Here is a 17,673-nt window from a genome sequence, read left to right as displayed (position 1 = left end):
AAGCTTCGAGCAGTTTCAGAACGGCACGATTCCAACCCAAAATTCAAGTTCTGAAGAGGAAGCCAAATGCGCGGACAGATGATGGCTATGCCACTGACCATTCATTCACTGATCGACCACGGAGCTCGCTACCACGGCGACACCGAGATTGTGTCGGTGGAAACAGATGGCACAAAGACTAAGACGAACTGGAAAGGTATTTCTGACAGATCCCGGCAGCTCGGCTCGGCGCTGACAAAGATGGGGCTCTTCAAAGGGGATCGCGTGGCGACGATCGCGTGGAACAATGCGCGGCATCTAGAATGCTACTTTGGCATTTCCTGCTGTGGAATGGTATGTCACACGATCAATCCGCGCCTTTTCCCGGAACAGCTTGTCTATATCATCAACCACGCGAAAGATCGGGTCATCTTTTTTGACAAGACGTTCCTGCCGATCATTGAGGGGATCAAGGAGAAGCTGACGACTGTCGATACCTTCGTTCTTATGTCCGTGCGTGATGAAAAAGCAGCAAGAAAAATCCCCGGACTTGTGTTCTACGAGGACTTCCTGGCCTCGGGCGACGAAAACGCCGATTGGGTGGATGTCGATGAGAATGATGCATCCAGCCTTTGCTATACTTCCGGGACTACAGGAAACCCCAAGGGCGTTCTGTATTCGCACCGCTCTACGGTGTTACATTCGTTGGGCGCGGCCCTTCCCGATACGCTGAACATTTCAGCACGCGAAGTGATGATGCCCGTGGTTCCGATGTTCCACGTCAATGCCTGGGGCATCCCATATGCTGCTGCGATGGTCGGCGCAAAGCTGGTCCTGCCTGGTCCGGGACTTGATGGTGACAGCCTTACACGGCTCATCGACGACGAAGGCGTGACGGTCGCGCTTGGTGTTCCTACAATCTGGCAGGGGCTTCTCGCATCGCTCGACAAACTCGGCTCCAAAGCCGAAACCCTCACACGGACAGTGGTCGGTGGGTCGGCTTGTCCCCCGTCGATGATCGCCGAATTCCGCGACAAATATGGCACCGAAGTCGTGCACGCCTGGGGCATGACCGAAACCTCGCCTCTCGGGACCGCGAATGCCTTGCTGGAACGCCATGCAGGCATGACCGAGGAAGAGCAGGCGAAAGTGCGAGAAAGCCAGGGCCGCCCGCCCTATGGCGTGGAACTCAAGATCGTTGACGATGAAGGCAGCACACTTCCCGAGGATGGGGCGGCGCAAGGCAATCTTCGCATTCGCGGCCATTGGGTCGTAGACAGCTATTTTGGTGCGGAGCCAGGCACGACTTTGGCATCCGATGGATGGTTTGAAACCGGCGATGTGGCCTCGATTGATGCCGATGGGTTCATGACGATCCGGGATCGCTCCAAGGACATCATCAAATCTGGCGGCGAATGGATTTCCACCGTCGAACTTGAGGGCATCGCGGTCGGTCATCCCGGTATCGTGGATGCCGCCGCAATCGCGGCAAAACATGAAAAATGGGACGAACGGCCGGTCCTTGTCGCGGTCAAGGCACCAGGAGCAAAAGTGTCAGAGAAGGATTTGATTGCCTTCTTTTCTGACAAAGTCGCCAAATGGCAGATCCCGGATACGGTCGTTTTTGTGGATGAACTTCCACGAAACGCAACCGGTAAGGTGCTGAAGAACAAGCTGCGGGAAGCCTATGGGGACGTGCTTCTGGCATAGCCTGAAATCAGGCAAGCGGGTTTGCGGATCGCATGTTCCGCCTGTTTGCGACCGCGCATAGGGCGCGAAAAAAACGACCAAAAGGGAGGAATAAATGAAACAATCTAATGTAAAATCCAAGGGGCCTTTTGCCTCGAAGTTTGTGTTAATCACGATGATCGGTGGCTTTTCGTCGTTCAGCGTCGCAAATGCGGAACCGCTTTACTCCAAGGGCGACTGGCTTTTTGGCCTGAATGCGGCGAAAGTATTCACGAACGAAACGTTGGATTCAATCAGCGCGGGCGGTGCGCCAATACCCGGGGCTGGTGTCAATATCACCGATGACACCACGCTGAGTTTCGACGTTTCCTATTTTTTGAATTCATCTGTAGCGTTGAACTTCTTTGGTGGTTTGCCTGCCAGCGCTAATCTTGCAGGGAGCGGCAGTTTGGCAGGACTGCCTGTTGGAGAGACGGAATATGGCCCTGCTGTTTTGTCGCTTCAATATCACTTTTCGACTAATTCATCCGTTAGCCCTTATGTTGGTGCCGGTATCGCTCGAATCTTGTTTCTGGAAGAACAAGGGGATGCACTCGCGGACTTCGACTTGAAAGACGCCTGGGCGCCCGCTGTCCAAGTTGGAATGCGCTATCAAATGAGCGATAATTGGTTTGCCAATGCCGATATACGTTACACGCCATTCGAAACAGATATCTCTGGGACACTCGGCGGGGCGCCAGTCAGAGGCAAGATTTCGGTGGACCCAACAATTCTCAATATCGGTATTGCCTACCGGTTTTAAGCTATTATTGCTAGAAGAGCTGGCAAGGAAAGTGAGTAACAAAAACTCGAAAAGCAAGCTCTTGGAGATGTGAGGAAACGGGCCCGACCTCAGAACGAAGCGGACACGTATTGCGTGACTGACCTAAGCTCCACGCGGCAGAGTTTATTCTGGGAGTCTCACCTTATTTTTTGGCCGCCCCTAAAAGTGCCCTCATTCAGGGCTGGAGTATTTGGCGCTTCCTTACCTCTAACGGCTGGCTCTAACGAGGCGATCCATCAGTGCTGGTTCAGGCATTTTGCCCTGAGCCGGCCATTGAATGACTCGATGAAAAGTCATTGTCTGTCGTAAGCGCCACACTGCTCCCCTCGTGCGGCGCATGAGGTGAATGTGGCAAGAGTCCGCCGATCGTTAGAGTCGGACGGTCCAATTGGGAGCAGACGGCAAAATGGACGTCCTGAGGCGCCCCCAATGGGTTCCGAGATTATTGGGAGAGTCCGTTGGTTGAATAGCTCAAAGCGTGTTGGTTGGCGAGCGCGCCGAGCCCGGAGCCATCCCAAAGCTCAGGCGCTCGGCGCGCGCCTGTCGGCGTGAGGCCGCGGGTGCAGCAGGTCATCTAGCCCGAGCGCGCGTTGTGCCCGTGCGGCTGCGGCGAGATGGCCAGGATTGGCCAGGACGTCAGCGAACGGCTGACGCGCCTGGAATGACCGCAAGGACCGTGGAAGCTCGTCCAATGCTGGGTCCATCTGCGCCGAAGGTTCGTGAAGCTGGCGCGCAACACCAAGTCCCCGATCGCCGAGGCCGCCGTGCGCCAGTTCACTAAGCTATACGCCATTGAGGCGACGGTGCGAGGAATGACGCCACAAACTCGGATCGCCGCGCGACAACGGCACTCCTCCCCGATCATAGCCGCCTTGAAGCCCTAGTTTGAAAAGCAATTGTCAAGGGTCTCCTCCGGCTCTAAGCTGGCCGAAGACATTCTCTAAGGTCTTGCCCATTGGGAAGGGCTCACCCGCTTCCTGGCGATGGCCGGCTCGAGTTCGATACCAACCCGGTCGAAAACGCCATCCGGCCGATATGCCTAATCAGAAAAAATGCCCTGTTTTCTGGACACGAGATCGCGGCCGAAAACTGAGCGCTGCTCTCATCCGTCGTGGCCACCTGCAAGCTCAACGACGTTAATCCCATTGCCTACCGCGCAGATACCTTCGACGCCATCATCAACGGCCATCCGCAGAGCCAGATCGAGGAACTCATGCCCTGACGATTCCGGAAAATGTCATGCCTAAATCCGTAGGCGATCGGCGAGGCGCTTACTGTCTGTCGGTTTTCCGGGCCGTGAGGCGTCCAGCGTCACATTGTTTGGATGTGCCTATAGGTCGAAGTTCACGGGAGATGAACTCAGAGCCTTGGTCGACCCGGATCGTCTTCGGATAGTCAATCTTGCCGCACACAAGGTCGAGTTCATCTGACTTTAATCCGGTCTTTACAACGAACACCCTCGCGGATTCTTTCGGAACTGTCGTCCAAAAATCGATGCCAGCTTTCCAGGCAACCTCAAACTGCTCCGGCCCGAGCGAGGAGTACGCAAGCACGTCCCGCTTTCTTGACTAAAAACCGATCGGCGCACCAGCACTTTTCATCGTCGAGACGCTTTTGGCGCCGAGAGGTGACCAGACGTCGGGTGTCACCTTTCCCCTGCAATACACCTTTTTAAGTCCTCAAAGCTTGTGGCCAGCCTCGATTCCATTGGGCACCCCCGTCAAGCGTCCTGCATCAGGTCAATTCATCAGTAATGGTGATACGCGATGAAGCCGCAGCCGGCCAGTAGAAGTTCTTTCCATTTCCAAATGAAGTGCCTCGCCCCTTGTTCCCGGCTAACGCCGGGTGACTTGGACGACACCTGCCGGACCTTGAAACCGTCCTTCCGAAGAATTTTTCCCGCCTCTGCGCGGCTCCTCCTGGATCATGTGTGGACACCCTGCGACCTCCGTATCAAATGGCTTCCATTCCAGCCAACAACCGAAAATGTTAATGTCATCATAGTGCTATCGCGTAGCAATAGTGCCCACCTTCATCCCGCACGGCCCGCCACATGCGCCCATAATGCGTTGTATTTAATGCATTAAATTATATGGCATTCTGCCACCCGCCATTCTTACTGCCAAACATTTGTAGTTAGAGTTATCCCCATTCCCACTTTTCGGAATCGGCGCTCAAGAACTTCTCGAAATTCTGTGCAGTGTAGTAGCTCTTCGCCGGGCGCAGCTCTATGCCAACGTCATCCGTGAAGCCCTGACCCTGATTATTATAGATTTTTCCATCGTCAGGAAAATGACAAACAAACCGCCGTCGAACCACTACGTAACTTTCGAACTGCAATTGCCCGCTTTCGTCGGTCAAGGCTTCTTTGGTCTTTGGGTCAATTCTTAAAACGCTGAGATAATCACCAGAATGCGGCAAAGATGGCATCTCCATCGCAAATGTATATTCGGGTTTCTCGCCTTTTTCAGGACAAACAAGCAGGTGAACTTTCATAGTAGCCTCGACATTACGGGAGTACTCTAGTCACACGATTCGAGCCGCTAGGCATTGATCTAATCCCTTTTGATAGAGGATATGGACGCCGCGCGGGAAAGGAAATTCCGCCGCGTCCTTTCAGGGTTTGTGGCAAGACCATGCCGGGCACTGTCTGACTGATCCCGGCCTTTCGCGGTGACTGTTAAAAACCGCAGGGCGGCCAGCCCGGTCTCAGTATTCGTTCCCCCAGTCGACCATTTTCATGGCGTCAGTCGGATCAACACCGGCCACTTTGGCTTGCACCAGCGCACCAATGATCGCGGTGATTGCGCGGGCACGTCCGCCCGCATCGAAAGCCTGCAAGGGCCGCATTACGTCGAGTGAAACCCTTTCGCCCAGCTTGTTGCTGGCCTCTTCCGCCATGCTGGCCGCCATCGGCTGCAAGACCCATTGCGCCAGATGCCGCTGACACTCTCGAACCATCGGCCCGGTCGATGCTGAATTGACCAGGCCGGGCAGCACGCCGAAAGCGGTATTGATCGCATCGCGGGCCGCGCCCAGCGTTTCGGTCGTCATCGTCTTCGACAGGTCCGGGCTTAGATCGTGCGGCTTCCAATCCTGCATCGGTGCGGGTCCGCCCGCCGCAGCGACGTTTACCGATTCGCGAATGAGCACCTTGCCGCGATTGCCACGAAAGCCGCGCGCCATGCCCTCAAGATCGGTTTCCGGGGCTTCCGGAAATGGCACAATAAGGGACGCCAGCGGGGCCGTCTCGTAAATTTCTGCCAACGCCGTTTCGACGGCGTTCAACAGACCGGCGGTGAGTTGCGCACGTTTCAGCGGTGCGGTGCCATAATAAGGCGCGGCCACATCGCAGCCGATTCGGAAGTGCAACACCTCACCGGCCAGCGCCGTTTCGGTTCGCCCGCCTCCTGCCTCGGAAACTGAAACACGATAAGCGGTCGGCCTCGCATTGCGCGTGCGCAAGTCCCAATCGCTGCATGGCACAAGCCCGTCATCCCGGATCAGGAACAACGCTTCGCCTCGCAAGGCGAGCGAACGGCCAGAAAGGGCAAGGGATCGGCGGTCCAGTAAATCAGTGCCCTTCACATCGGCAAGCGATAGCCCGCTCTCCCAGAGCGAGACAGCGCCTTGCGCCGTGGCGGTCAATTCGCCAATGCCTCGCCGCCCGGAAATGTAAGCTTCCCGCGCCGCCATGATTTCAGCGGTGAAGCCGGAACCGCTGGCGCGGGTTTCTTCGGTTACTCTTCGTTTGAATGGCCACATTTTCACGGCCTCCTATAGGGACGCAACAAATCACCAGCGCCGCTGTTTTGCATTGCACGCGCCAGCCAGGCGGGATTCCGCTGCATTGATATTTCGATTACGTCCAGCCGCATGGAAAAGCTGGAAGACCCCGCCGCGCGGCGCGGTTCGGCCAGATATTCAGCCATACGCCGGAAGGCTTCGGAGACGGCGGCAGGAACATCCCCCCCACCAACATCAGCGGTGATCCGGTAGGGTCTATCGCCTGGAAGCTCATAACCGCCCCAGGGCGATGCGTCCGGCATGCAGTCAGCCCAGACACCATCTGACCAGACCTCGACAGTCTCGAAGCTGGCCGGGGTCAAAGGGGCTTGCCAGTCACCGCCGCCCTCAACAGTCCAGACCACAGAGCGCGGCGTGAAGCGGTGCGCGATATAAGATTCGATACGCTCCCAGATCGCATCAGCCGGAACCGCTGCCGCCTTGTCTGACAACCCGTCCGGGCTATCGGGATAGCTGGCTGGAATAGCTTCAGTCTGTTTCAGTGTCACAGCCATGTCACACCCTCCATCTGCTTAGGGTGCGGACCAGACCGGCGGACGGATCAAATGTTTCGGCTGACCAATTGCGCGCCTCTATCTGGGTGCCATCATAGGCTGGCCGGGTGACAACGCTCATTTCATAAAGAAGCGCCTGAAGCACCGTGCGAATGATCGCATTGTGCTCACCATTTTCAGGATCGCTGCCTTCATCCTCGATGCGCTCAGCTTCCTGCACGGCCCGTTTCGGCGGAATGCGGAAGCCGGGCGAAAGTCCGACAATCAGCCCGGCATTGAACGAAGTGAGAAAGTCCCGCACATAGCTTACTTCCTGCATTTCCGGTGTAATTCGCGCCTCAAATGTCAGGGCTTCGTCACTGTCTTGCAGGTCCAGCGTGCCCGCTTTTCGTGAAGCAAGCGGCCTGTCATATGAATGACCAACCAGAAAGTGAATATCCTCGTCGGGATTATCGACCCGATAGGCGAAAGCCCGCGGCGCTATGACTTCCTTTCGGGGACGCCCGGTCCTGCCTCCATCGGACAGGACCGCGCGATTTCCATAAGGGAAGCGGCCACGCAGCGCCAAGCCACCGGATGCCCGCTTGCGGAGTTCCAGCCCGCCACTGTGACCGCCCCAGAGCATTACTCGACCCCGTTCAGGATGCGTGTCTGCACCGCGCGGGAAATGGTCACGTCCATCGTGGCCAGTGCCGTCAGGCGAAGCGCGCCCGATTGTGCGTCAGAGTACGGATCGCGGATAAGATCGACCGCGCCCCATGTTCCGACAAAGAAAGGTGCGACGCCGCCGGCGGTTGTTGTGAGCACCACCTTGGACGCAAGCGGATCGCCAGCCGGGGCGGCAAGTGCATTGTGCGACAGAACCGTTTCGCCCAGCTTGCTGGCCATGCGGTCCCATTCCGTGATGCCGCTTCCAGCGTCCCAGATCGCGTCATCCATTGCATCCCAGACTTCGGGCCGGAAAAGCCCGCGAACGTCACCGGGGCCGGTTGCCGCATTGCCGGTAATGAAGCCCACGATTTCAGCACGGATCGCGGCCCAGGTCGCGGCTGCATCCACATCGGTTTCTTCGATGCCCCATGCGTCAGCCCCGGCAAAAAGGCCCGTTGGCTCACCTGCCGATCCGCTGCCCTGAAACACGGCACGGTCAAACGCTTCCTCGATTGCGCCATTCATATCCCGGCGCACCGCCTGTTCCAGTCCTGCCCCGGATTGCTTCAGCGTTTTGCGGGTGATGCGCATCTGGACGCCCAGATTGTGATCAGGCTTCAACGGGCGGTCCAATGTGGTGTAAGCGCTCGGCCCGGTCACGTTTCCGGTTTCACCGTTCGCCCAGCCTGCCGACACCGCAGAAGTCGTCACGGGATATTCCATTTCCCCCATGCCGACATTCACCATCTGGCCGCCCATGCGAGCCGCCACAGAGCCAGCAAACAGACGCTCAATGATAGGCGCGGTGCGGATAGGATTTGGCGTGCCGCTGGCGACCGTCTCACCGGCGCGGGTTTCCAGCGCTTCCCACGGGACAGGAACGCCGCGATAGCCGCCATGCGAGCGAAGCTCCTGCACGATCTCGCCGGTCTTGCCGTCAAGTGCCCGGCCCTCATCGAGAGACAAGGCCACTTGCCGCATCTCGAAACCGGCCATGACTTTCGCCCATTCCTTGTCAGAACGGGTTTCCAGTTCCTCGCCAGCTTCGCGACGTTCGGTGTCTTCAGAAGTCAGGGCCGCACGATAGCGGGTTTCATTCTGCCGATATTCCGAATCGAGTGTTTCCATCGACCGGGTTTCGTCTTCAGTCGGCTTTTCTTTTCCGACAAGGCCCGCCAGCTCCTGCCTGATCTCAGACTGGCGACGGGTGATTTTCACGCTCTCAAGCATGTTTAGTCTCCATTATTTGGATTGCGCTGCATGGATCGCAGCAGGGATTTCCACGCCTCGCGGGCGGGATCGGGCTGGCCCATGCCAACCTCAATTCTTGTCTTGCGGGCATGACAGCGCCCGCAGAGTGTTTGCAGATTTGCCAGCACGTAAGACAATTCCGGGTGTGTGCGGACGGGCTGCACATGGTCGATTTCGAGCCGCCGCCGCTCGCCGCACTGGACGCAGGCCCAGCCGTCGCGGTCGAGCGCCTTCATCCGCATGGTTTTCCAGCGCGGGCCGCGCGTGACGCCGGCAGAGTGGCGCTTGTGTTCCCTCAACCCCATGCGAACCGGCCCCCCTTGTGAGACGGCCGCCCCATGATCCGGGCACCTTCAGCCACCGCCAGCACTGTTGCCGCCGCCGCATCAATGCGGCCGGTTGAACGGGCCTTGGCCAATTTCAGATTGTTGGCGGGATCGCGAAGCGTCACAGCATCCGCGAAAGCAGATCGCAGCAGTAGCGACGGAATGGTTTGCACCTTGCCGTCGAAGGCCGCGCGGCGGAAGCGTTCGCAATCTTCGCCGCCGTCACGGAAGCCCTGCCCCCGCCAGACAACTGGACACCGGATGCCCGCCTTGTCGATCGCCTCGCCAAGTTCCGCCTGTTTATACCGATCGGCAGTCAGCGCCGCGACGGTTTCGCCCTCGACATGGGCCATCACCTCGCCAAGCCATTCCGCGACCGGCACGGTTTGCGCACCAAGCGTCGAAAGCTCGCCGCGATCTTGCATCTCGACGTAGCGGCCAGACACCCCGTCACGCTGGCCACGGTCCAGAAGAGAAGGCTTTGACGGGAATGTGCCCAGTGCCTCCAGGCGTCCAGTTTCTGGCCAGTAGAAAGCCGCTGCCGTCATGCTGGCAGAGCCGCCAAGGTCGATGCCGATCACCACCTGCCCTTGACGGGCGGGCGGTTCGGATACCTCGCAGCCCAGCCATTCATCCACGGTCAGCAGCACGTCGCGGTTTTCGCCTGAAACGCGCTCATTTCGATTGTAGAGCCTGAAGCTCGTCAGCGTTGAGCCGCCCCGTGCAATTGCCCGGCGGGCTTGTGCCTGAAGCCAGTCCAGACTTGAGCCGATCCCATAGGCAGCGCCCGGATTAGCTTCTTTCAGGCTTTCCAGATCATCGGCAGGCAGGCCCGGCGGCGGGCGATGCTCTTGGACGTAAACGCCCTCTTGTTCCTCATCCAGCCAGACAGAAAAGGGGTGAGCATCGTCAGCGGCTGACGTGGAAATGATAAGCGCCCGGCCGCCGCGCTTGCCCAGACCGGACAAGAGCGCGTGTTCCAACGCATCTCCTTGATCGGCGGCCCAATGGCCGCGCTCATCCATAAGCACAAGCGTCGGGGCAGACCCCAGAGCTGATTTGCCATCGGCAGCAATCGCGCGAATGAAGTGACTGCCGTTCTCGTCTTCAAATTCGATTTCGAGTTTAGGCGAACGGCGGATTGTGAATTGCGCTTGTTCGTCTTCTGACAGGCCGCGAATGAAGCCCACGCAAAAATCAAAAGCAATGCGGGCCTGATCGCGGGTTCTCGCAGCAATGACCACTTCCCGGCGCGGCTGGTCATCCCATTCGCCTTTTACTTCGCCCAGGGCAAGGCCAGCGGAAAGGGCCGTCTTGGCGTTGCCGCGTCCAATCGACAAAGCGGCCACCGAAACGCCATCGGCAAGCGCGCCTTTCACGAATTTCTTCTGGTAGGGTGCCAGCTTGATTAGTTCGCCAGCCTTCGGACCTTCAGGGATTTCCAGCGTTTCTAGAAAACGGATCGCCTTTGTAGAGGTCAGCATGGCGCCACCTCCGAACCGCACAGCGCGAACGCGATAGCCCGCCCCGCGACACCCCCCCGGCTTCCAAGTCGCGGCATTGGGACCAGATAGACAGGCGCATAGCTGCCAAGGGCGAGCGCCTGTCTACTACGTAGTAGTAGAGTGTCGGGGAACACCCGTTGGAAGCCTGTCACTATTGGGTTGGAAGGCGTTGGAAAACAGTGTTGGAAGACCGTTGGAAGGTACCGTTGGAAGGTCATCACTCGACGCCCTCCACAGTCTTTAGATGGGTGCGCTGCTTTGATGGTGGGCCTTCTTTGACCACCTCGATCCGCTCTTGAGAAAGCAGCGACTCCATCGCTTTTGTGAACGCCGGTCTCTTCACGCCCTCAGCGTCCGGCATGCCTGCAAACACAGTCGGCGCGTACGTATTCGAGCGATTAGGGCTCACCGTGCGACCTTGCCGTTCCATAGCGCGAAGCAGCTTCAGGAAAACACGCTCCGCCTTCACGCCCTCACCGATGCTAGGCACGGCGCCTTCATTTATAAACACGCCGTCATGCCAACGCAGGAAAACCTCGTCACCCGTGCGGGCATAGTTAGCCTTCATGGTTGTCAGAACACGCGCGTCAGGATCGGCCTCTTTTTCCTCCCCGGTTTCAATAATGCGCTTGAAATAGAGACGAGAGCGCACAGAGCCGTTCCAGGCGGTTGAACCGCTTAGGCCCGATCCGCTGGACATACCGGCGAGGGATGGATGCGACAGCAGGACAACCGCACAGTCAAAGCGCATCGCCAGCCGGTTCAGCAGCTGGACAAATTGCCGGACTTTGGCGCGGTCGTTCTCATTGGCTGGATAAACATCTGCCAGCGTGTCGATAACGATTAGTGCCGGGCGCTGCCTTGCTGCCTCAGCCTCGATTGCCTCGTAGAGCGGTGACGGTTGAAGCGTGTCAGCGACTTCGTTTGCCAGAAGGGCCGTGTCACCTGCAACGCTGCAAATGCGGAGCCTGTCCATGTCTGAAAAGCGCGCGCCGTAGACATTGGCTATGCTGGCGAGCCGTCTGTGAAGCTCGTCACGTTCATCCTCAGCCGTGAAGAATAAGGCTGTTCCTTGGAAAACTTCCCGACCGATCCAGGCAAGCGCAAGCGCGGTAGATGCAGCCAGCTGAAGCGAAAGCTGGGATTTGCCGGTGCCGCCATCACCCGACATAAGCGTCGTCGTGCGGAAAGGGATCATGTCTTGGACAAGCCAGCGCCGCGCGGGAATCTCCTCGCCGTCAAAATCGGCAGCTGAAAAGAAAGCGGCGGGCTTCTTGGACGGCGTTTCAGGCCCTAGCGTGCGGTCTGCAAATTCGCGCTCGAAGCGGGTGACATTATCCAGCATCAATCCGCCCTCGCTTTGAGAGCGTGCTGCACACGCTTTTCAGGATGCGCGTTCATCAAGCCTAGCTCGGCCTCAATCATCCGATTGCGGATAACGTCCGCCATGCGGCGGTGAAAGATCGCAAGGGCCGGATCGTAGGCTTCCAGAACGAATGCCGCGTTCAAATGCGACTGGTAAAGAGGAAGGTGTATCGGCCATGTTGTGACAGCCTCAGGGTGTGTCGGGTGCGAAAATTCGTGATCAGGACCACGCAGACGATCATCAGACACAATTGCCCTCCTGATCCACTACGCCGCCAAACAGCGCCGTGTAGAGTTGCCAGGGGGCTTCGTTCTGAAAACCGCTTTCAGTCAGCTCGCCTAGTTCGGCGGGGTCATGCTCTACATCGTCCCGATTGTTGTCGGCCCAGCCCTCTTGCGAATCGCAGATGTGCGCTCCAAGAGACGGCTCAAAGTCAGGATCGCCTTCAACGGCGTCCATCGCATCAATCAGTTCCTGATAAGCGCGCGCCGTAAAGTGATCGGCGGCAAGCGCTATGCAGTCAGCCCGTTGGGTGAGAGTGCGCAGATCGCCCTTCATTCGGCCACCTCGGCGCAAGCTGTTTCCCATGCCTCAATGTCGGAGAGCTTCCAGCGTGTGCAGCCGGGTGTCAGACGGATCGCGCGGGGAAATTCAGGTCGCTCACGGTGCCAGCGCCAGACAGTCGGGCGGGCGATTCCGTAGCGTTTCGCAATGTCAGCATCGGAGAGATATGTAGTGGGCATCGCGGCACCTTATTGTTTCGGTGCCTTCCAAACTTCACGTATGCCGCGATTTCGAAATCCTGCAAAAACTACAGAAACCGTTTAACGGGTTTCTGTAGGGGCTTATTGTCGATTTTTTGCTTCGCGCTCCCAAGTACGAATTATAGATTCGCTTGGGGCTGATCCGACTGCAGCGTTCATCTGGCGCTGTAATTCCTTCATGGTCATGCCGCCTCGGTCACAGCCGCGCTCTTGATACCACACTTTCGCGGGGTGCTCGGGCCTTCCGCCTTTAGCTTTAGGGGTAATCCGTTCTATGATTTTTTTTGCAAAAGCATGCGGAATGAATATCTGACCGCCGTCATAATCTTTAAGCGCTGCAAGCCTGTAATCCAGCGCGTCAAATATGCCATATCGCAACCTCGAAGAGGCAATGTAATCCAAAATTCTCGGCGCGACTTCGCGCTGGGGAAGCTGATCTGATGAAAGAATTAAATGGCCATTGCTTTGCAACAGTCCATCCCTAATCATTTCAACGTGCCGATATTCCCATACCTGCCGCGCCACCACAGAATCTACAAAAGCGTTCTCTCCCGGTGTGTAAGGCCAGAGCAAACGACGTGAAACTTGTCCTGTCGGGGTGTCACAGACAATTGGCGGTTCAATATAGCGGTCAGCCTCCTCCAATTTTGCCATCACGCCAGAAAGTGGGAAAGCGTCTGGTATTACTGTAAATGTCATGCCTTCGCCTCCAGTGTAATGATCTTCGCCCCGACGTCGCCTCGCAGGAAACGCCCCCATGCGGCCATCATGGTGCGGCGCTTTTCGACCTGATCGCCGCGCCGATAGGCCAATTCAACATCACCCCCGACATGGTGCGCCAGCGCTATCTCCGCCATGTCCCTTGGATATTCAGTGCGTTCGGCTATCCAGTCCCGAAAGGTTGAACGGAGCCCATGCGGAACGGCTGGACGCCCGGATCGCGGATCGACGTACTTTTCAGGCTTCGCGGCATGAATGCGCTTCATGCAAGCCGACAGAGCCGCATCAGACAGCATCCCCCCTCGCACGGCAGGAAATACAAACTCGCTGCCCTCAATTCGCGGCAATGCTTCCAACAAGACGACAGCTTCCTTTGTGAGCGGGACGCGGTGCTCCTTCCGCATCTTCATGCGTTCGGCGGGAATGATCCACATTCCCGCATCAAGGTCGATTTCCTTCCAGACCGCCCCGCGAATTTCGCCAGACCTAGCCACAGTCATTGAGAGAAATTCGAGCGCGCGGGTCGCAAAGCCTTCCCTGCCCCTCACTTCTGCAAACCAGTCAGATGCTTCATCAATGGCGAGCGCAGGGTGATGCTTTACCTTGGCGATGCGTCCGGGTTTCGGCAGGATCGCATCAAGGTTGCCACGCCAGCGGGCTGGATTGTCGCCCGTGCGATGCCCGGCCACAGTTGCCCATGACAGGACGGATTCAACACGTCCGCGAAGTCTGGACGCGGTTTCCGTCTTTTCCTGCCAGATAGGTTCGAGAATGCGCAGCACGTCATGCACACCAATATCGTCCACCAGCATATCGCCAACGGCAGGAACAGCGTGTTTGTCCAAGGTCGCGCGCCATTGTTTGCGATGCTTGTCGCTGGATAGTTCAGACAGCTTGTTTTCCAGATAGCGTTCCATCGCTTCGGAGAATGTCAGCCCGCGATGCTGGGCAGCCTTCAGGGCCGCGCGCTGTGCTTTGCGATGCTCAACTGGGTCGATGCCCTGCCAGATCAGGTCACGCGCATCCCGTGCCCGTTCGCGCGCCTGACCAAGCGAGACGTCTGGAAACCCGCCAAGTCCGATATGCCGCCGCTTGTTACCGACCTTGCACCGCAACAACCAAGAGCGCGCGCCTGTAGGTGTCGCCTGCATCAACAAGCCATCGACGCCGCCCACCGCGAACGTGGCATTGTGGCCATGCCCAGGATGGCGAAGCCTTTTCACCTCGACGGCGGATAGCTCTTTAGCTTTCTTTGGCATGGCTCGAATCCCGTTTCATCCGCCAACACAAAATTATGCGCCTGCTTTTGTACCCGCCATAAAAAGTGGCATTGTTCGCACTTTATGGCAACGGGGCGTTACAAGAAAAAGCCACTAATGCACTGTAATAATACGGCAATGTTACGAACCGTTACGGGTCGTTACGGCAGATAGTCAGCCTCTCTCTCCGCCACGCAGTCCCTGATTTGAAGACCAGATCTCGGATTTCCCGAAATCGCCCGCCACTGGCGGGCTTTTTCTTGGGCTGCGGTCTCTGTTTTAGCCGAAATCCCTGATCAGCCGCGATTTTCCAGCCGAAGCCCCTACCCCGCCAATTTCGCCAGATCTCTTAGTGTTCAATCTAGAAACGGCCTTATCGGTTGAAGTGCCGCAGACTGAGTCCTGCGAGACGCCATTCATCGAAGATTGCAAAATGCGGTGTATGAGAAAGAGATCGACGGCCTTGTCTCCCGCTCTCACCGAAATTCGGGCACAAACCGGGAATGAGCAACGCGCTGGCTTATACGACGATACCCCGGAAAGGGTCATCTCCAGCTCAGTTGGCCGGATACTTCCTGTTGTTCCGAACAATGCGGTCGGCCAGTCCTGACAGATGCTGACTTCATCACCTTTTGGCGCACAAAATCCTCTTCATGATCTGCCAGGTTCCCAACAACGTCACCTGCGGGCAATACCCAGCGCCCCTAGGACGTCATGATCTTCAGCAGCAACGGTCACAACTTCGCCCGCAGCATTGATCATATCGATTGGACCTGCCTCGATTGGATTGCATGCGCCGCTAGGCACGGCATGGGCCATCTGCTGACGGTAGATTAGCCAGGCCTGATCAAAGGAATAGACATCCATGCCCGCAGCGCGCGCCGCGTCGAGATAATGCCGAAGAAGGCGCTGTTCTTCCTTCCGGCGATCCTCAATCGAAAGCGCGCTTACGATTAGCCATGACACGTCGTGCATATGTGTGCCGGCAAAATAGAGCTGGAAGTCGAGAACACCGGGCGTTCCATCGCGCTCGAAGAACATGTTGCCGCCGTGCGCGTCGCCGTGGCAAAGCGTTTTTGGGGCAGCGTCGTTCAGTTCCCACAGGCGTGTCAGCGCGTCGCGTAGCAATTGGGGGTCGGGAAATAGTCGATCGAGGCGAGGCCCGAACTGGCGTGTCTTCAATTCCTCCCAGTGCTTGTCGCGCAGCACGTACTGGAAGAACTCTCTCTGCGGCTTTTCAAACCCGTCTAGCCCCTTGAGGCGAGGGTCATCCGACCAGCGTGCATGCATGCGGGCGAACTGCTCCAGCAAGGCTGCGACCTCGTCGACAGTGAGCGCGCCCCAATTGCCGAACCTCGCGCCGCGCGTGGCCACGATATCTTCCAGCATTGTGAGGCCCTGTCGCTTGTCATCGCAGGCGGCAAAATAGCAGTGCGGAATATTCATCGGCACATCTTGCGCCATATCGTTGAAGAAGCGGACTTCCTGCTGCAGGACGACCCAGTACCGATTTAGCTGCTTCTCCGTAAAACCACCTTTTATGTAAACTGAGCTGGGTGGATCGTCGGCGGTTCCGCGATCGGAGTATTCCAGCGAAAACGTACACGAGGCGGACGTTCCGATCCGGTCCCCGCTGCGGGTAAAATTGCTGACGTTCACGCCTGGGAACTTCGCCGACAGGGCCTCAGTGAACCAGTCGGCCGTGAAGTCTTCGAAGGTGTGTGGCAGCATGAGTTCACTCATAGCGAATATCCTTTTTACAATTAAAACACTTGTATAATTTAATCGGTGATTTGGGACCTCAGGAAGTCATGAGGAAATGCGATGAACGGGCATTGTTTCAGGGGAAATTCCAGGTTGTACGTACTGGGCCGCTCCTACCCGATTTGACTGTCTTTATCTCCGGCGCCCGGAGAGCCAAGAAGCTCGGCGTTGTGTTCTCCGAGCCTAGGGGCCCGACCTCTCGGACCTACAGCTGAACGGCTGAATGAAGCCGGGAAGTTCAGATGGCGGATCGCGCCGTACTCGCCGTCCTCGAGTTCTGTATAAGCCCCCGCATGCAGCGCCTCTTCGCTCTGCATGAACGTCGCGATATCGTTTACAGGCCCAAAGGGAACACTGTGTTTGGACATCAACGCCAGAAAGTCTTGCGTAGACATCGCTGAAACGATGGGCGCCACCTCCTTGTAAAGCAATGGAGTGTTTCGCACGATCGACATCGCATCGCCAAAGCGGGGGTCAAGTGCAAGGTCCGGAACTCCGAGGGCTGTACAAAATTGTAGGCACTGTTTCGGCTGCAGGATCATGCCAATCACCCGCCCGTCCCGCGTATCGAGCGTGCTGAACATTCCGACAGGCCGGTCGACCACAGGGAATTCAGCGTCCCGGAACGTATGGTGATCCATGTTTTCCAGTAGCATGAAGGCCGCGTAGGCCGCGACCATATTCACAACGACTTTCTGGCCAACCTCTCCGTTCCGCTCCTTGTCGAGAAGGGCCGCCATTACCGAGTTTGCGGCCCAGATGGCTGTGATTTTGTCCGCAATGACGGTGTGGATTGCCTGGGGTGCGCCAGGAGTACCTTGCAAAGGCATGAAGCCCACAACGCCCTGCACAACCGGATCATAGGCCGCGCGATCCTTGTGAGGGCCATCTGCACCAAAGCCGCAGACTGACACATAGATCAGCTTAGAATTTAGAGCCTTGAGGTCTTCGTAACCGAAACCGAGCTTCTCCATTACTCCGGGGCGGCTATTTTCCAGAAAGATGTCAGCATTTCGTACTAAGGCCCTGACCTGCTCACGCCCTTGTTCGGACTTTACGTCAATTGATACGCTTTTCTTACCCCGGTTCACCTGCTCGAAGTAAGCGGACATATCGCGGTGGATTGGATCGACATGTCGTATGACATCGCTTCCCGGCGTTTCCACACGGATAACTTCAGCGCCGAGATCGGCAAGAATTTGACTGCAATATGGACCGGAAATCAACGCGGACATATCAATCACACGAAGTCCAGAACAAGGTCCAGGTTTCATC

The 17,673-nt window shown here is 57.3% G+C and carries 17 protein-coding genes and 2 pseudogenes; 3 read left to right on the top strand and 16 right to left on the bottom strand.

Features of this window, described 5'->3' with window-relative positions:
* Positions 1 to 66: 66 nt before the first annotated feature.
* The 3 genes and pseudogenes from B8783_RS18205 to B8783_RS18935 form a co-directional block, all read left to right on the top strand.
* Entirely contained in the window at positions 67 to 1,689 is a 1,623-nt protein-coding gene (locus B8783_RS18205; RefSeq protein ID WP_169711863.1) for a long-chain fatty acid--CoA ligase, read from the top strand.
* 94 nt (positions 1,690 to 1,783) lie between these two features.
* On the top strand, positions 1,784 to 2,470 hold the full coding sequence (locus B8783_RS18200; protein WP_009802132.1) for an OmpW/AlkL family protein: 687 nt from the start codon (positions 1,784 to 1,786) through the stop codon (positions 2,468 to 2,470).
* Positions 2,471 to 3,132: 662 nt separating this feature from the next.
* Positions 3,133 to 3,713, top strand: a pseudogene (locus tag B8783_RS18935) (IS66 family transposase); the annotation flags it as partial.
* A 51-nt stretch (positions 3,714 to 3,764) separates the two neighbouring features.
* Here the strand turns inward: B8783_RS18935 and B8783_RS18895 are convergent.
* The 16 genes and pseudogenes from B8783_RS18895 to B8783_RS18120 form a co-directional block, all read right to left on the bottom strand.
* A pseudogene (locus B8783_RS18895) lies at positions 3,765 to 3,912 on the bottom strand (integrase catalytic domain-containing protein); the annotation flags it as partial.
* A gap of 721 nt (positions 3,913 to 4,633) precedes the next feature.
* Positions 4,634 to 4,987 carry a hypothetical protein gene (locus B8783_RS18190; protein WP_084421840.1) on the bottom strand — a complete coding sequence of 118 codons (354 nt, stop codon included), beginning with the start codon at positions 4,985 to 4,987 and terminating at the stop codon, positions 4,634 to 4,636.
* Between the two features lie 213 nt (positions 4,988 to 5,200).
* Positions 5,201 to 6,256, bottom strand: coding sequence for a phage portal protein (locus B8783_RS18185; RefSeq protein WP_084421839.1), 1,056 nt, complete (start codon positions 6,254 to 6,256; stop codon positions 5,201 to 5,203).
* 2 nt (positions 6,257 to 6,258) lie between these two features.
* Entirely contained in the window at positions 6,259 to 6,792 is a 534-nt protein-coding gene (locus tag B8783_RS18180; RefSeq protein WP_084421837.1) for a hypothetical protein, read from the bottom strand.
* A gap of 1 nt (position 6,793) precedes the next feature.
* Entirely contained in the window at positions 6,794 to 7,417 is a 624-nt protein-coding gene (locus B8783_RS18175) for an HK97 family phage prohead protease (protein WP_084421835.1), read from the bottom strand.
* Positions 7,417 to 8,673, bottom strand: a complete 1,257-nt coding sequence (locus B8783_RS18170; RefSeq protein ID WP_084421833.1) for a phage major capsid protein — start codon at positions 8,671 to 8,673, stop codon at positions 7,417 to 7,419. Before B8783_RS18170 ends, B8783_RS18175 begins: the two co-directional genes overlap by 1 nt.
* A 2-nt stretch (positions 8,674 to 8,675) precedes the next feature.
* On the bottom strand, positions 8,676 to 8,999 hold the full coding sequence (locus tag B8783_RS18165; protein WP_084421831.1) for an HNH endonuclease: 324 nt from the start codon (positions 8,997 to 8,999) through the stop codon (positions 8,676 to 8,678).
* Positions 8,990 to 10,504, bottom strand: coding sequence for a terminase TerL endonuclease subunit (locus B8783_RS18160; RefSeq protein WP_199288168.1), 1,515 nt, complete (start codon positions 10,502 to 10,504; stop codon positions 8,990 to 8,992). The genes B8783_RS18165 and B8783_RS18160 overlap by 10 nt, the downstream gene beginning before the upstream one ends.
* Before the next feature lie 238 nt (positions 10,505 to 10,742).
* Positions 10,743 to 11,870, bottom strand: coding sequence for an AAA family ATPase (locus B8783_RS18155; RefSeq protein WP_084421829.1), 1,128 nt, complete (start codon positions 11,868 to 11,870; stop codon positions 10,743 to 10,745).
* Complete coding sequence (locus B8783_RS18150; RefSeq protein WP_084421828.1) at positions 11,870 to 12,139, bottom strand: hypothetical protein; 270 nt, start codon at positions 12,137 to 12,139, stop codon at positions 11,870 to 11,872. The genes B8783_RS18155 and B8783_RS18150 overlap by 1 nt, the downstream gene beginning before the upstream one ends.
* Complete coding sequence (locus tag B8783_RS18145) at positions 12,132 to 12,449, bottom strand: hypothetical protein (RefSeq protein ID WP_084421826.1); 318 nt, start codon at positions 12,447 to 12,449, stop codon at positions 12,132 to 12,134. The genes B8783_RS18150 and B8783_RS18145 overlap by 8 nt, the downstream gene beginning before the upstream one ends.
* The gene (locus B8783_RS18140; protein ID WP_084421824.1) at positions 12,446 to 12,634 is read right to left on the bottom strand and encodes a helix-turn-helix transcriptional regulator; all 189 of its coding nucleotides are present in this window, start codon (positions 12,632 to 12,634) and stop codon (positions 12,446 to 12,448) included. Before B8783_RS18140 ends, B8783_RS18145 begins: the two co-directional genes overlap by 4 nt.
* Before the next feature lie 102 nt (positions 12,635 to 12,736).
* Positions 12,737 to 13,354 carry a hypothetical protein gene (locus B8783_RS18135; protein ID WP_084421822.1) on the bottom strand — a complete coding sequence of 206 codons (618 nt, stop codon included), beginning with the start codon at positions 13,352 to 13,354 and terminating at the stop codon, positions 12,737 to 12,739.
* Positions 13,351 to 14,634: a tyrosine-type recombinase/integrase gene (locus tag B8783_RS18130; RefSeq protein ID WP_084421820.1), complete on the bottom strand. Its 1,284-nt coding sequence runs from the start codon at positions 14,632 to 14,634 to the stop codon at positions 13,351 to 13,353. The genes B8783_RS18135 and B8783_RS18130 overlap by 4 nt, the downstream gene beginning before the upstream one ends.
* Before the next feature lie 678 nt (positions 14,635 to 15,312).
* Positions 15,313 to 16,377 carry a phosphotransferase gene (locus tag B8783_RS18125; RefSeq protein ID WP_084421818.1) on the bottom strand — a complete coding sequence of 355 codons (1,065 nt, stop codon included), beginning with the start codon at positions 16,375 to 16,377 and terminating at the stop codon, positions 15,313 to 15,315.
* Between the two features lie 134 nt (positions 16,378 to 16,511).
* Entirely contained in the window at positions 16,512 to 17,672 is a 1,161-nt protein-coding gene (locus B8783_RS18120; RefSeq protein WP_084421816.1) for a CaiB/BaiF CoA transferase family protein, read from the bottom strand.
* Between the last annotated feature and the right edge of the window lies 1 nt (position 17,673).

This window comes from Henriciella litoralis (assembly GCF_002088935.1).
GTDB classification, from domain to species: domain Bacteria; phylum Pseudomonadota; class Alphaproteobacteria; order Caulobacterales; family Hyphomonadaceae; genus Henriciella; species Henriciella litoralis.
Note: the sequence above shows the minus strand (reverse complement) of the source record. Positions and strands in the feature narration are given on the sequence as shown.

Excerpts from the sequence above, each read along its gene's own strand:
- B8783_RS18205 (WP_169711863.1), top strand. The coding sequence starts at position 67 with ATGCGCGGACAGATGATGGCTATGCCACTGACCATTCATTCACTGATC.
- B8783_RS18200 (WP_009802132.1), top strand. The coding sequence starts at position 1,784 with ATGAAACAATCTAATGTAAAATCCAAGGGGCCTTTTGCCTCGAAGTTT.
- B8783_RS18190 (WP_084421840.1), bottom strand. The coding sequence starts at position 4,987 with ATGAAAGTTCACCTGCTTGTTTGTCCTGAAAAAGGCGAGAAACCCGAA.
- B8783_RS18185 (WP_084421839.1), bottom strand. The coding sequence starts at position 6,256 with ATGTGGCCATTCAAACGAAGAGTAACCGAAGAAACCCGCGCCAGCGGT.
- B8783_RS18180 (WP_084421837.1), bottom strand. The coding sequence starts at position 6,792 with ATGGCTGTGACACTGAAACAGACTGAAGCTATTCCAGCCAGCTATCCC.
- B8783_RS18175 (WP_084421835.1), bottom strand. The coding sequence starts at position 7,417 with ATGCTCTGGGGCGGTCACAGTGGCGGGCTGGAACTCCGCAAGCGGGCA.
- B8783_RS18170 (WP_084421833.1), bottom strand. The coding sequence starts at position 8,673 with ATGCTTGAGAGCGTGAAAATCACCCGTCGCCAGTCTGAGATCAGGCAG.
- B8783_RS18165 (WP_084421831.1), bottom strand. The coding sequence starts at position 8,999 with ATGGGGTTGAGGGAACACAAGCGCCACTCTGCCGGCGTCACGCGCGGC.
- B8783_RS18160 (WP_199288168.1), bottom strand. The coding sequence starts at position 10,504 with ATGCTGACCTCTACAAAGGCGATCCGTTTTCTAGAAACGCTGGAAATC.
- B8783_RS18155 (WP_084421829.1), bottom strand. The coding sequence starts at position 11,870 with ATGCTGGATAATGTCACCCGCTTCGAGCGCGAATTTGCAGACCGCACG.
- B8783_RS18145 (WP_084421826.1), bottom strand. The coding sequence starts at position 12,449 with ATGAAGGGCGATCTGCGCACTCTCACCCAACGGGCTGACTGCATAGCG.
- B8783_RS18140 (WP_084421824.1), bottom strand. The coding sequence starts at position 12,634 with ATGCCCACTACATATCTCTCCGATGCTGACATTGCGAAACGCTACGGA.
- B8783_RS18135 (WP_084421822.1), bottom strand. The coding sequence starts at position 13,354 with ATGACATTTACAGTAATACCAGACGCTTTCCCACTTTCTGGCGTGATG.
- B8783_RS18130 (WP_084421820.1), bottom strand. The coding sequence starts at position 14,634 with ATGCCAAAGAAAGCTAAAGAGCTATCCGCCGTCGAGGTGAAAAGGCTT.
- B8783_RS18125 (WP_084421818.1), bottom strand. The coding sequence starts at position 16,377 with ATGAGTGAACTCATGCTGCCACACACCTTCGAAGACTTCACGGCCGAC.
- B8783_RS18120 (WP_084421816.1), bottom strand. The coding sequence starts at position 17,672 with ATGAAACCTGGACCTTGTTCTGGACTTCGTGTGATTGATATGTCCGCG.